This window comes from Sulfitobacter sp. 1A13496 (assembly GCF_043557225.1).
Taxonomy (GTDB): Bacteria; Pseudomonadota; Alphaproteobacteria; order Rhodobacterales; family Rhodobacteraceae; genus Sulfitobacter; species Sulfitobacter faviae.
On record NZ_JBIFFP010000006.1, the window covers coordinates 81567 to 94551 of the forward strand.

A 12985-nucleotide genomic window follows, 5' to 3' on the forward strand; every position below is an offset into this window, starting at 1 on the left:
CCCTGTGACTGCGTCCAGCTAGGCGCGGTGCTGACCTTTGGTCAACTGCGATGCGGGTGCCGGGGGCCGCTCTGTGCGTGATCCGCCCCGCGCCCGCTCAGAAAACGGGCACCTCAGACGAAGGACCGCACCGTGGCGATGGCCCCGTCGAGCGCCTTGCCTTCCGCATCCTGCAACGCCGCCTCGCGCAGCCGCGCGATCCAGTCCGCCGCGTCGTCACGCCCGCGGAGCAGGTCGGCGGCATCCATCACGCGGTCGAACTTGCCCAGACCCCGCGCATGGGTGTCGGAGTAGCCCTTGATCAGGCGGCGGCATTTCACCAGTTCCACGGCAAGCGCGTAGTCACTCTCCACCTCCGCAAGGCAGCGGCGCAGCCAGTCCTCCAGATGCGCGACCTCCAGCGCATGGCGATGGGTGCGCAGCCGGTAGCCCTTCAGGCCGCCGAGGAAATGCAGCATCAGGAAGGCAGGCAGCCGGTCGGTGCGCAGACGGCGGCCCTTGTCGAACCAGCGGTTCAGCCGGACCATCCAGGTCTCGCTCGCCTCCACCTTGGCGCCGAGCCGCGCGGGCATGAGCCCGGCGATCTCTTCGGCGCGGGGGTGGAAATACTCGGTCAGCTGCAGCAGGTTCTCGTCACCCGCGCGCATCTCTTGGCGGATGTGCGACAGACGCGGGGCGCGGGTCTTGAGGTCCGCCACGCGGATGATGTCGTCATAGGCCATGGCATTGGCGATGTATTTCGCCGCCGCCGCCGAAAGCGCCCAGTCGTGTGCGGCATCATCGCGGGCCAAAACGGTATCGAGCCGGTCGAGATAGAGCGCGCCATAGGCGCAGTCCTGAAAGTTCACTACCTTGGCGAGCCCGGCAAGCGCGAGGTCCCGCACCGGCTCGGGCAGGCGGTCGGCCCGGTCCACCAGCGCGGCCCATTCGGCCTGCAACTTCTCCGGCCCGACAAGGCTGAACGGTTTGATCTCTTCTTCGGGCGCCTGCGGGGTCTCGGGCAATTTGCCCTGTGCCGCGTCAAAGCCCACGGCGAAGGCGCGCAGCGAGGGTTCGACCCCCTTGCCGCCGGCACGGATCGCGTTCTCGTAGGCCTCACGCGGGAACGGCAGCGCGCCTGAGCCTGCAAGCGCGCCAAAGAGCGAGGCCGAGATGACCGAACCCGCGCCGACGGCCAGCCCTTCCATATCTTCGAGCACCAGTTTCTGCGCCGCGATCTCTGCCGCCGCGCGGACCTCATCGGCGTCGGCGATGCCGTCGCCCGGCGCCATCTTCTCGCTCACCGCCAGCGCGCGGTGGGTCGAGCCGATCAGCGTCGTCCGGTCCGGCGTCACGAAGCCGCGCATCACGGCGCGGCCCACCTCCATCATCTCGGCGGCGATCAGCACGTCCACGTCGCCCGCCGCCGGGGCCAGCGCGAAGACAGGGTCGAGCGCGCCCTTGGGGGCCATTTCGACGTAGTAGATCGTGGCCCCCGTGCGCTGCGCCACGCCGGCGACCGAGGTCGCCTGACAGACATAGCCCTCGGCCCGGGCCATCGCCTCGATCCAGCCGGTGAGCACGCCACCGCCCTGCCCGCCCACGGCCATGACGGCAAGCTTGATGATCTTCTCGACCCGCGCGTCGGGGGTTTTTTGCGGCAGCACCATGTTCATGTCGCCACTCCTTCGTTGCGCAGCCGTTTCGCGTCGCGTCGGTCTTGCAACCAGCGAATGATTTGGCCGGTCTTCTCGGCCCGCCAACGCTCGAACTTCGTCGGGTTGTGCACCACGTCGGCCTGATAGAAGGACGGGCAGAGCACGGCGGTATCCGCCACTTCGCCGCAGTTGCCGCAGCCGACGCAGGTCTGGTCGATATGCGCCACCGGGTCGTCGCGCAGCGGATCGTCGAGCCGTTTCAGCGACAGCGACGGGCAGCCCGAGAGGCGGATGCAGGCGTGATCGCCAGTGCAGACATCCGCATCGACGCCAAAGCGCGGCACCTCCATGCGGCGGCCGTCCTTGATCGACTGATTGCGCTTCGGCTTCTCGCGGCGCTGCTTGTTGAGCATGCATTCCGACGACGCCACGATCACCTTCGGCCCCTTGTAATCGGTGGTCAGCGCCTCGCGCAGCACCTCGCGCAGCTTGCCCACGTCATAGGTCCGGTCGATCTGGCGCACCCATTCCACGCCGACGCCCTTGAGCGCCTTGGAAATCGGGTTGTTCGTGCTTTTCGTGTCGTTATGCGCGCGCGACGACATCACGTCCTGCCCGCCGGTGGCGGCGGAATAGTAGTTGTCGACAATCACCGCGACGCTGTCTGACTTGTTGAACACCATGTTGCCGATCGAGGTCGACAAACCATTGTGCCAGAAGCCCCCGTCGCCCAAGATCGAGATCACCCGCTTGTCGCCCCCGCCATCAAAGGCCGCGTTGGAGGCGGGGCCAAGGCCATAGCCCATGGTCGAGCCGCCGATCTCGAAGGGCGGCAGGCAGCCGAAGAGGTGGCAGCCGATGTCGCCGGTGATCTGGTGTTTACCCAACTCCTGCTCAGCCAGTTTCATCGCGGCGAAGATCGGGCGTTCCGGGCAGCCGGTGCAAAAGCCCGGCGGGCGGATCGGCACGGTCTGCGTGAGATCCGGGATCGCGGGCGCCTCGGCGTTAGGCGCGCGCACCGCACCGGGCAGCATCTCCGGCCCGGCGATCTTGAGGAAGGCCGTCAGACCATCCAGCAGCACCTGCCCGGTGTATTCCCCGGCCATCGGCAGCACGTCCTTGCCGTGCAGCTTCACCCGGCGGTCGAGCTTGTAGAGGTAGGAGCCGAGTTGTTGCTCGATGTGGTCGGGCTGGCCTTCCTCGACCACCAGCACATGCTCCTTGCCAGCGCAGAAGTCGTCGAATTCGTCGCGCAAGAGCGGATAGGTGACGTTGAGCACGTAGAGCGGCACCTCGGTCTGGCCGTGGATGTCCGCCAGTCCCAGCCGCTGCAATGCCCGGATGACGGAATTATACATGCCGCCCTGCACCACGATGCCCAGAGGCGCCTTCTCGGGGCCGAAGAATTCGTTGAGCTTGTTGTCGCGGATGAATTTCTCAGCCGCGGGCCAGCGGTTCTCGATCTTGTCCTTCTCATGCAGGTAGGACATCGGCGGCAGCACCACGCGGTTCAAATCCGACTGCGGGTTCGCCGCCGCCTCGGCCACGGTGAGCGGGGGGCGCTGGTTGTCGCGGGTCTCGAAACTGCCCGTGACGTGGCAGGACCGGATGCGCACCATCAGCATGACCGGCGTGTTGCTGGCCTCGGACAGCTCGAACCCATCCTTCACCGCCTTGGTGATCGACGGCAGGTTCGGGCGCGGGTCGAGCATCCAGAACTGCGATTTCATGGCAAAGCCGTGGCTGCGCTCCTGCATGATCGAGGAGCCTTCGCCGTAGTCCTCCCCCACGATCACCAGCGCGCCGCCGGTCACGCCCGAGGAGCTGAGGTTGGCCAATGCGTCCGAGGCCACGTTCACCCCCACCGGCCCCTTGAAGGTCACCGCCCCCCGGATCGGGTAGTGAACGGACGCGGCCAGCATCGCCGCAGCCGCGGCCTCGGAGGCGTTGGCCTCAAAGCGCACGCCCAGCTCGCCCATCAGCTCCTCGGCGTCGGCCAGCACGTCCATCAGGTGGCTGATCGGCGCGCCTTGGTAGCCGCCGACGTAGCCCACGCCGTTCTCCAAGAGCGCCTTGGTGATCGCAAGGATGCCCTCGCCGGTGAAGACGTCGCCGTCTCCCTTGCGCAGATGTTCCACCTCTGCCTTGAACGAACGTTCGGCCATCGGACCCTCTCAGAAATCGTGTTTTCGGATGTTGCGCAGCATGGTCTGCAAGGTGGCCACGAAGGCCGCCTTCTCCTCGGGGCCGATGCCCTTGAACATCGCCTCATAAGCCTGCGCCATATGCGGCCAGAGCCGCGAATAGGCCTCGCGCCCCTGATCGGTAAGGTAGACCCGCGTGGCGCGGCTGTCGTTGGCGTCGGTCTCGCGCCGGACCAGCCCGTCGCGCACCAGCGCGTCGAGCGCGCGGCTCAGCGTGGATTGCTGCACCACCGCGTAAACCGCCAACTCGCGGATCAGGATGCCGTCGGTCACCGACAGCACCGCGAGCGAGCGCATCTGTGGCGTGGTCAGGCCGAGTGCCGCCATTTCTGCTGACAGGGCGGCGTTGTACCGCCCCATGATCCGGTTCATCAGATAGGGCGCGAAATTATCGAGCCCCATCCGATCCAGCGGCGCGTTCTCGGCCTTGGAAGGTGGTGTATCTGTCACCGATCAGCCCTTCGGCACCAGTGCCAGCGCCCGAATGGGGCTGCCGGTGCCGTTCTTGATCTTCAACGGCGCGGCGATCAGGATCGCCCCCTTCGGCGGCAGTTTGTCGAGGTTGGCCAGTGACGCCAGACCAAAACAGTTGTTCTTATGCAGCAGGTTATGCGCCGGATAGGGCGGCTCCATCCCGCCCGCTTGCCCCGCATCGGTGCCGATGCACTGCGTACCCCAGCCGACGATCTTCTTCTCCATCAGGTACTGAATCGCATCCGGGGTCGGCCCGGGGCTGTGCGGCCCGGTCTCATCGGCGTTAAGAAACCGCGCCTCGTCATCGACGCGCGCGTCCCAATCAGTGCGCATGACGACCCATTCGCCTTCGCCGATCTCGCCATACTCGGCTTCCCATTCCTTGATGCCCTTGGCATCGAGCAGGAAATCCGGGTCTTCCTGCGCCTGCTGCGAACAATCGATCACATTGACCGGGGCGACCAGACGCTGCACGTCGAGCGTATCGGTGAAGCCGTCGTCGTAATCCTTGCCGGTGATCCAATGATGCGGCGCGTCGAAATGCGTGCCCGAATGCTCGCCCAGCACCATCCAGTTCCAGGCAAAGAAGGGGCCGTCTTCGTCATATTCGCTAATCTTGTGAATCTCGACCTTCGGCGTCGGCTTGGCGAAATCGGCAGGCAGTTGCAGGATCGGCGTATCCGGCCCCAAAACGCCCGAGCAATCGACGACCTCGACCCCGCCCGAAGCCAGCATCACGCCGAAATCACGCATTAAATCCGTAGCACTCATTTCAATTAATCTCCCTCAAATGGCGCACCCACTCCCGATGCGTTGTCCCTGCAAAGATGCTAGTCACATTTATATGCGTTTGCAATTATCTTCTTCGAAAGGCTTGCCACGAACGCAAAAGGCCCGCCGCAAATGCGACGGGCCTGCCCAGCCGGGGAGTGGTGGCTGAGGAAATTAGGCGGCGTATTTGGCGACCGCCCCGCCCTGCTGGCTCCAATCGGCATACCATGTGCGGAAAAGCTTATACTGCGCCTCGGCATAGCCGCGCTGGCTGTCGGTCAGCGCGTCGGTCTCATTAAAATGCAAGGCATATTCCGCATGGCCTTCGAGCACCATCAGATGCTTATAATAAAGCACGAGGTCCGGCCCCTCATCGAAGGAGGACAAAACACCAAGGGCTGCATCAAGCTCCTGCGCGCGCTGACGCGCTTCGGCATCGCCCGCTGCCGCAGCTTGGCTGAGGGCAACCAGATGCAACACTTCGCGCGGCAGCACATTGCCGATCCCGGTGATCGCACCGGTGGCGCCGCAATTGACGAAACCGTGGAAGACGGTGGTATCCACACCGATCATCAGCGTGACCTCATCATCCCGGCTGGTGATATTCTCCGCCGCATAGCGCAGATCATCCGCGCCGCCGAACTCCTTGAAACCAACAAGGTTGGAATGTTCGGCCCGCAGCGCAAAGAACAGATCGGCCCGGGTGGCAAAACCGTAATAGGGGCTGTTGTAGATCACGGCAGGAAGCTCAGGCGCCGCCGAGAGAACCTTTTTGAAGTGATCCTTCTGCGCGGCGACCGATGTGCCGCGCGACAGGATGCGGGGGATCAACATCAGCCCCTTGGCGCCGACCTTTTGCGCATGCGCCGCATGTTCGGCGGCCAGCTTCGTATTCACGGCCCCCGTGCCCACAACCACCGGCACGCCCGCCTCAACCAGGCGTTCGACGCCGTCCATCCGCTCTGCATCGGTCAACAGCGGCCAATCGCCCATGGACCCGCAGTAAACCACCGCGCTCATCCCATCGGCGATGAGCTTTTTGCCCATACGCACCAAAGCGTCGAAGTCAGGTTTCCGGTCTTCGGTGCAGGGGGTCATCAGGGCCGGGATGCAGCCGGAAAAAATCGAAGGGGTCATATATCTCTCCATCATAGAAACCGGCCGCGATACCGCCGGGCTTGGCTGCATCTTAGCTATTGTATTTTATTTGTCGACATAAAATCTGCACAGCTCCTATGACCGGCCGATAAAGGTGCATCTACCTATAGTTAAAGGTCGATATGCTGCCGCCGGTCTCGTGAAATCAGCGCCTGAATCTGCCGCACGATCTGATCCGCATGGGTCGCGGCCAGGGAATCCGCCAAGGCAATGTCGCGCGCCTCGATGGCCGTAATCAGATCCTCATGCTCTTGCACATACTCACTGGGAAGCTGATCATCGAAGGACTGGTAATACATCCGCAGCAACCGGCGCCCCTCATCCAACAGCCGCAGGCAAAGCGATTCGTAATAAGGGTTGCGCCCCGCCCGGGCGATCTCGGCATGGAACTCCCGGTTCGTGGCGATCATCGACAGCGCGTCCTGCGCCGACACGGCCTTGGCGAACTCCACCTGCCGCGCGCGAATATTGGCCATATCCGCCGGCGTATGAAACTGCGCCGCAAGACGCGTGGTGACACGGTACATCAGTGTCATCGCGTCAAAGAAGGTGTGCAGGTTCATGAAATCGATATTCGACACCACGGTCGACCGGTTGGGCAACGTGGTCACCAACCCCTCGCTCGCCAACCGCACCAAAGCCTCGCGGATCGGCGTACGCGACATCGACAGCCGCTCGGAAAGTCGAATCTCGTCAATCGGACTACCCGGCAAGAGGGTCAGATCGAGTATCTCATCGCGCAGGATGGAATAGACAAATTGCGCCCCGGACCCGCGCTTGCGTTCCGCCGTTTTAGGTTTGCTGGTCATGCGGGGATGCCGCCCTTTCGATGTTCATGGCTCCCCCTCGATAAAGCAACAAATCCCCCGCCCTACAATAGCGCTATCACCCCCAAAGCGCGCCACCCCGCTCATTTCATCCTTTCTCAAATACCTTCCGCACTCTCCCCAAGCGCCACCCCGCGCCAACCGCCCACCCAACCGCCGCAACAAATCGCCCAAAAATCAGGCATCGCCGCCGATATATCAGGCACTATTCCCGCCAGAATACTGACCCAAAAAGGCTTTTCCAAAAACCGCAATCCCCGGATTGACAGCGCGAAAGTTGCAACCGCATACTCGACCAATCTGATATTGGTTCAAGAAAGCGGTCCATTGCCCAGCCCCGACACCGGTCCCGACAAGGTTTTGCTCGAAGTGCGCGACTTCAGCCTGCGCTTTCGCGGCGCGCCGAGCGACCAGATCAACCATGTGAATTTTACGGTCCACCCGGGCAAGACGCTTTGCGTTGTCGGGGAAAGCGGTTGCGGGAAAAGCGTGACCTCGCTGGCGATGATGGGGCTGCTGCCAGCCGGTGCGGCGACGATCCGTTCGGGCGAGATGGTTTTCGAAGGCCAGAAGCTCGACCTTGCCGACCACACCGCCATGCGCAAGCTGCGCGGCAGTCGGATGACGATGATTTTCCAAGAGCCGATGACCTCGCTCAACCCCGCCTTCCGCATTGGCGACCAGATCACCGAAGCCGTGCTCGCCCATAGTGACGCCAGCAAGTCCGAGGCCGAGGACAAAGCGCTGGCGATCCTCAAGCGGGTCGGCATTCCGGCGGCGGAAAAGCGGATGCGCGACTACCCGCATCAACTCTCCGGCGGCATGCGCCAGCGGGTGATGATCGCCATGGCCTTGGTCAACGACCCCGCGCTCTTGATCGCGGATGAGCCGACGACCGCCCTCGACGTGACCATTCAGGCGCAGATCCTCGAATTGATCCGCGACCTTCAGGCCGAGACCGAAATGGGCACGATCATGATCACCCATGACCTTGGCGTGGTGGCCGAAATCGCGGATACCGTGGCCGTCATGTACGCGGGCACGATCGTCGAAACCGGCCCTGCGGAACGCATCTTTAACGACCCACAGCATCCCTACACGATCGGCCTCATGTCCTCGATCCCGCAGCTCAGCGGTCCGCGCGGACGCTTGGCGACCGTGCCGGGAATGGTGCCGACCACGCAGAACATGCCCGAAGGTTGCCGTTTTGCCACCCGCTGCCCCTTCGCCCAGCCCATCTGCGCACAGGAGCCGCCGCTTTCGCCGCTGGAGGGGGGCCATGCCGTGGCCTGTCATTTCGCCCCGCTGGAGACACATCTGGAGCAGAGCGCATGAGTGACACGATCCTGACAGCGCGCGGGCTGAAGAAACATTTCAAAACCTCAGGCGGCGGATTGGCCAAAGGGGCTACGGTCAAGGCGGTCGATGACGTTTCCTTTGACGTGCGCCGGGGCGAGACCTTTGCCATCGTCGGCGAATCCGGTTGCGGCAAATCGACCCTTGCGCGGCTGCTGATGCGCTTGCTGACGCCGACCGAGGGCGATGTGCAGTTCGACGGCGCGGATGTGCGCAGCCTTTCGGGGCGCGATCTGACCGCCCTGCGCCGGGACATGCAGTTCATCTTTCAAGACCCCTTTTCATCGCTCAACCCGCGTATGAGCGTCGGCAAGCTGGTCGGTGAGCCGCTTGAGACCCATTTCCCCAAGATGTCAGCGACCGAGCGGCGCGGCAAAGTGGCCGAACTGCTGGCCAAGGTCGGGCTGCGCCCCGAACATGCCGAACGCTACCCGCATGAATTCTCAGGCGGTCAACGTCAGCGGATCGGGATCGCGCGGGCGCTGGCCTCGGCCCCGAAACTGGTGATCGGGGATGAGCCGGTCTCGGCCCTCGACGTTTCGGTGCAGGCGCAGGTGATCAACCTGCTTGGCGATCTGCGCGATGAATTGGGGCTCACATTGGTCATTATCGCCCACGACCTCGCCGTGATCCGCCATATGAGCGACCGCGTGGCGGTGATGTATCTGGGGCAAATCGTCGAACAGGGCGATGTCGACACGGTCTATAACCATCCGCGCCACCCCTATACCCGCGCGCTCTTGTCGGCCATTCCGGTGGCCGCCCATGGCGCGCGCACGCCGCAGACCGCACTTGAGGGCGAGATGCCCAGCCCGGCAAACCCGCCCGCAGGCTGCCGCTTCCACACCCGCTGCCCCTTCGCCAAAGAACGCTGCGCGAGCGAGCCGCCCTCATTGCGCGAGACCCGCGCGGGCGAAGGCCATGTCGCCGCCTGCCATTACTTCGAAGAGATCGCCGCCGCCACGCCGGACCTCGGCCTTGCCGATGCGCCCGAGCGCGCCCCCGGGGCCGCCGCGCGCTTTGCGCTCTACCAAGACGCCATGCGGGACCGGACCACGCTCCGCCCCCGCCAAAACCAAGAATAACAGGCTGAACCAGACTCATTGAAACGACAGGAGAATTCGACATGACACTGACCAAAATGACACTTGCCGCTGCATTGCTGGGGGCCACGACCCTCGGCGCGCAGGCGGCTGACCTGCGCATCGCGCTGCAATCCGATGCCGATGTGCTGGACCCCGACCAGTCGCGCACCTTCGTGGGCCGCATCGTCTATGCCTCGCTCTGCGACAAGCTGGTGGACATCACGCCGGACCTCGAAATCATCCCGCAGCTGGCGACCGAATGGTCCTTTTCCGAAGATGGCAAACAGCTGACCATGAAACTGCGCGACGATGCGGTCTTCCATGACGGCACGCCCTTTGATGCCGAGGCCGTGGCCGCCAACATCGACCGCAGCCAGAACATGGAAACTTCGCGCCGCAAGTCCGAACTTTCCTCCATCACCGGCGTCGAAGTGCTGGGCAGCCATGAGATCCGCTTTGACCTGGCCGATGCCGATGCCACGCTGATGGCGCAATTCGCCGACCGCGCAGGCATGATGGTCTCCCCCACCGCTGCTGAGGCCGCGGGCGATGAATTTGGCCTGAACCCGGTCTGCTCCGGCCCCTACCAGTTCAAAGAGCGTGTGGCCCAAGACCGCATCGTGCTTGAGAAATTTGCCGACTATTACGACGCTGAGGAATACCACTTCGACACCGTCACCTATCTGCCGATCCCCGACACCACCGTGCGTCTGGCGAACCTGCAATCGGGTGACATCGACATGCTGGAGCGTCTGGCCGCGACCGACCTCGCGCAGGCCGAAGGTGACGACAGCATCAATGTCGAAAGCGCCGTGTCGCTCGGCTATCAGGGCATCACGATCAACGTGGCCAATGGCGAAAAGGGTGACAACCCTTGGGGCAACGACAAACGTCTGCGTCAGGCGCTGAGCTATGCGATCGACCGCGAAGCGATCAATCAGGTCGTCTTTAACGGCGCCTTCGCCGCGGGCAACCAGCCCTTCCCGCCAAACTCGCCTTGGTACAGCACCGACTATCCCGTGCCTGAGCGTGATGTGGAAAAGGCCAAGGAACTGCTGGCCGAAGCGGGCTTTGCCGATGGCATCGACCTTGAGGTGCAGGTGCCCAACACCACGATCCCGCTGCAACTGATGCAGGTCGTGCAGTCCATGGCAGCCGAGGCGGGGATCAACATCTCGATCACCTCCAAGGAATTCGCAACGCTGCTGGCCGACCAGTCGGCGGGCGACTATCAGGCGAGCCAGATCGGCTGGTCGGGCCGTGTGGACCCCGATGGCAACATCCACCAGTTCATGACCACCGAAGGCGGGATCAACGATTCCAAATACTCCAACCCCGAAGTGGATGAGCTGCTCGACAAGGCGCGCAAGTCCAACGACCAAGACCTGCGCCGCGAGAGCTATACCGCAGCCCGCGCCATCCTGAACGAAGAGATGCCGATCGTGTACCTCTACCACCAGACATGGATCTGGGCGCTGGATTCCGACATCACCGGTTTCACCCCCTATCCTGACGGCATGATCCGCCTTGCGGGCATGAAAAAAGAAGAAGGCTAACCCTTCTGCATCCGCACCGCCGGGCCGGTCCCGGCGGTGCCCCTCCCCTGAGCGAGACGTTTCAAAATGCTGTCCTTCATCCTGCGCCGTCTGGTGATCGCGATCCCGACGATCATCCTGATCTCGGTCTTTGTCTTCACCTTGCAAAAGCTGCTGCCGGGCGACCCGGTGCTGGCCATGGCCGGCGAAGAACGCGACCCGCAGGTGCTGGAGTTCCTGCGCGAGAAATACCGCCTGAACGATCCTATTCCGGTGCAATATTTCACTTGGATCGGCAACGCGCTGACCGGTGACTTGGGCATTTCGCTGCGCACCAACCAGCCGGTGCTGGAACTCATCGGAGAGAAACTGCCCGTGACCATCCAACTGGCCACGATGGCAATGATTTTTGCCCTGTTGATCGGCGTGCCTGCGGGCATCTTCTCTGCCGTCAAGAAGGGCACCGTGACCGACTATGTGGCAAATGTGGTGGCGCTTTCGGGCCTGTCGATCCCGAACTTCTGGCTGGGCATCATGCTGATCCTGCTGGTCTCGGTGAAATGGAAACTGCTGCCCGCCTCGGGCTATGTGCCGCTGAGCGAAGACCCCATCCGCTCCATCACCGTGATGATCATGCCCGCCTTCGTGCTGGGCACGGCGCTGGCCGCGACGCTGATGCGCCACACCCGGTCGGCCATGCTGAGCGTGCTGAGCAGTGACTACGTCCGCACCGCCCGCGCCAAGGGTCTGGTCGAGCGGCGGGTGATCCTGAAACACGCCTTCCGCAACGCGCTGACGCCGATCGTCACCCTGACCGCCCTGCTCTTTGGTGAGCTGATCGCGGGCGCGGTGCTGACCGAACAGATTTTCACCATCCCCGGCTTTGGCAAGCTGGTGGTCGATGCCGTGTTCAACCGCGATTACGCCGTGGTCCAAGGCATCGTCCTCGTCACCGCCGTCGGCTTCATCTTCATGAACCTGCTCGCCGATGTCGCCTATGTGCTGCTGAACCCCCGCCTGAGGAAGCAATAATGGCTCAACCTGCCACACCCATCACCATCGACGCCGAAAGCGCCGCCGATCCGGTCCTCTCCGCCCGCCCGGAAAACCGGGTTTGGAAGAAGTTCCGCACCCATCGCAGCGCCATGCTGGGCGGCGTGCTCGTGGTCTTCTTCTGCGCCATCGCGCTTTTGGCCCCATTGCTGCCGATCCCTGACCCCGCCGCCACCGATTGGGGCGCAGTGCGCAAGGGGCCTTCGGCAGCCCATTGGATGGGCACCGATGAGTTGGGCCGCGATGTGCTGAGCCGTTTGGTCTGGGGCGCGCAGGCCTCCCTGCTGGCCGGGGTCGTCTCGGTCGCCATCGCGCTTGGGCTTGGCGTGCCTTTGGGCATCGTTGCAGGGTACTTCGGAGGTTGGACCGATGCGGTGATCTCGCGTTGCACCGAGGCGCTTCTGGCCGCGCCCTTCCTGATCCTCGCCATCGCGCTTGCGGCCTTCCTCGGGCCGAGCCTGACCAACGCGATGATCGCCATCGGCATCTCGGCCACGCCGATCTTTATCCGCCTCACCCGTGGTCAGGTGCTGAGCGTCGCCGCCGAGGATTACGTCGAAAGCGCCCGCGCCATTGGTCTGAGCACGCCGCGCATCCTGCGCCGCTATATCTTCCCCAACGTGCTGCCGCCCGTGTTGGTACAGGCCACGCTGACCGTTGCCACTGCCATCATCGCCGAGGCGTCGCTCTCCTTCCTTGGCCTTGGCCAGCAGCCGCCCGCGCCCTCTTGGGGGTCAATGCTGAACACGGCGAAGAACTTCCTCAATCAGGCGCCTTGGATGGCGCTCTGGCCCGGCATCGCGATCTTCATGGTCGTGCTTGGCTTCAACCTTCTGGGCGACGGGCTGCGCGACGCGCTCGACCCACGCGAACACTGACCGGAGA

11 protein-coding genes are annotated in these 12985 nt (G+C 63.6%); 5 read left to right on the forward strand and 6 right to left on the reverse strand.

Translation table 11 applies throughout. The features are described 5' to 3' along the window. Window positions 1-113: 113 nt before the first annotated feature. From ACGYLX_RS13980 to ACGYLX_RS14005, 6 genes are all read right to left on the reverse strand, one after another. Entirely contained in the window at window positions 114-1655 is a 1542-nt protein-coding gene (locus tag ACGYLX_RS13980; protein ID WP_394450247.1) for an indolepyruvate oxidoreductase subunit beta family protein, read from the reverse strand. Next, entirely contained in the window at window positions 1652-3802 is a 2151-nt protein-coding gene (locus ACGYLX_RS13985) for a thiamine pyrophosphate-dependent enzyme (RefSeq protein ID WP_394450249.1), read from the reverse strand. Before ACGYLX_RS13985 ends, ACGYLX_RS13980 begins: the two co-directional genes overlap by 4 nt. 9 nt (window positions 3803-3811) lie before the next feature. Next, a complete protein-coding gene (locus ACGYLX_RS13990; protein ID WP_394442418.1) occupies window positions 3812-4291 on the reverse strand; it encodes a MarR family winged helix-turn-helix transcriptional regulator in 480 nt (159 codons plus the stop codon). A 3-nt stretch (window positions 4292-4294) separates the two neighbouring features. After that, the gene (locus tag ACGYLX_RS13995; RefSeq protein WP_394450251.1) at window positions 4295-5068 is read right to left on the reverse strand and encodes a cyclase family protein; all 774 of its coding nucleotides are present in this window, start codon (window positions 5066-5068) and stop codon (window positions 4295-4297) included. Window positions 5069-5260: 192 nt separating this feature from the next. Then, window positions 5261-6223, reverse strand: a complete 963-nt coding sequence (locus ACGYLX_RS14000) for a dihydrodipicolinate synthase family protein (protein ID WP_394450253.1) — start codon at window positions 6221-6223, stop codon at window positions 5261-5263. Between the two features lie 131 nt (window positions 6224-6354). Beyond that, complete coding sequence (locus tag ACGYLX_RS14005) at window positions 6355-7053, reverse strand: GntR family transcriptional regulator (protein WP_394450255.1); 699 nt, start codon at window positions 7051-7053, stop codon at window positions 6355-6357. A 345-nt stretch (window positions 7054-7398) separates the two neighbouring features. Between ACGYLX_RS14005 and ACGYLX_RS14010 the strand changes: the two genes are divergently transcribed. The 5 genes from ACGYLX_RS14010 to ACGYLX_RS14030 all read left to right on the forward strand — a co-directional run bounded on the left by ACGYLX_RS14010 (window position 7399) and on the right by ACGYLX_RS14030 (window position 12978). Continuing rightward, on the forward strand, window positions 7399-8406 hold the full coding sequence (locus ACGYLX_RS14010; protein ID WP_394442409.1) for an ABC transporter ATP-binding protein: 1008 nt from the start codon (window positions 7399-7401) through the stop codon (window positions 8404-8406). Next, complete coding sequence (locus ACGYLX_RS14015) at window positions 8403-9512, forward strand: ABC transporter ATP-binding protein (RefSeq protein ID WP_394442406.1); 1110 nt, start codon at window positions 8403-8405, stop codon at window positions 9510-9512. The genes ACGYLX_RS14010 and ACGYLX_RS14015 overlap by 4 nt, the downstream gene beginning before the upstream one ends. A gap of 41 nt (window positions 9513-9553) precedes the next feature. Then, window positions 9554-11068, forward strand: coding sequence for an ABC transporter substrate-binding protein (locus ACGYLX_RS14020; protein WP_394450257.1), 1515 nt, complete (start codon window positions 9554-9556; stop codon window positions 11066-11068). 66 nt (window positions 11069-11134) lie between these two features. Beyond that, window positions 11135-12079, forward strand: a complete 945-nt coding sequence (locus ACGYLX_RS14025; RefSeq protein WP_067264018.1) for an ABC transporter permease — start codon at window positions 11135-11137, stop codon at window positions 12077-12079. Continuing rightward, the gene (locus ACGYLX_RS14030; protein ID WP_209219184.1) at window positions 12079-12978 is read left to right on the forward strand and encodes an ABC transporter permease; all 900 of its coding nucleotides are present in this window, start codon (window positions 12079-12081) and stop codon (window positions 12976-12978) included. Before ACGYLX_RS14025 ends, ACGYLX_RS14030 begins: the two co-directional genes overlap by 1 nt. The last annotated feature ends 7 nt before the right edge of the window (window positions 12979-12985 follow it).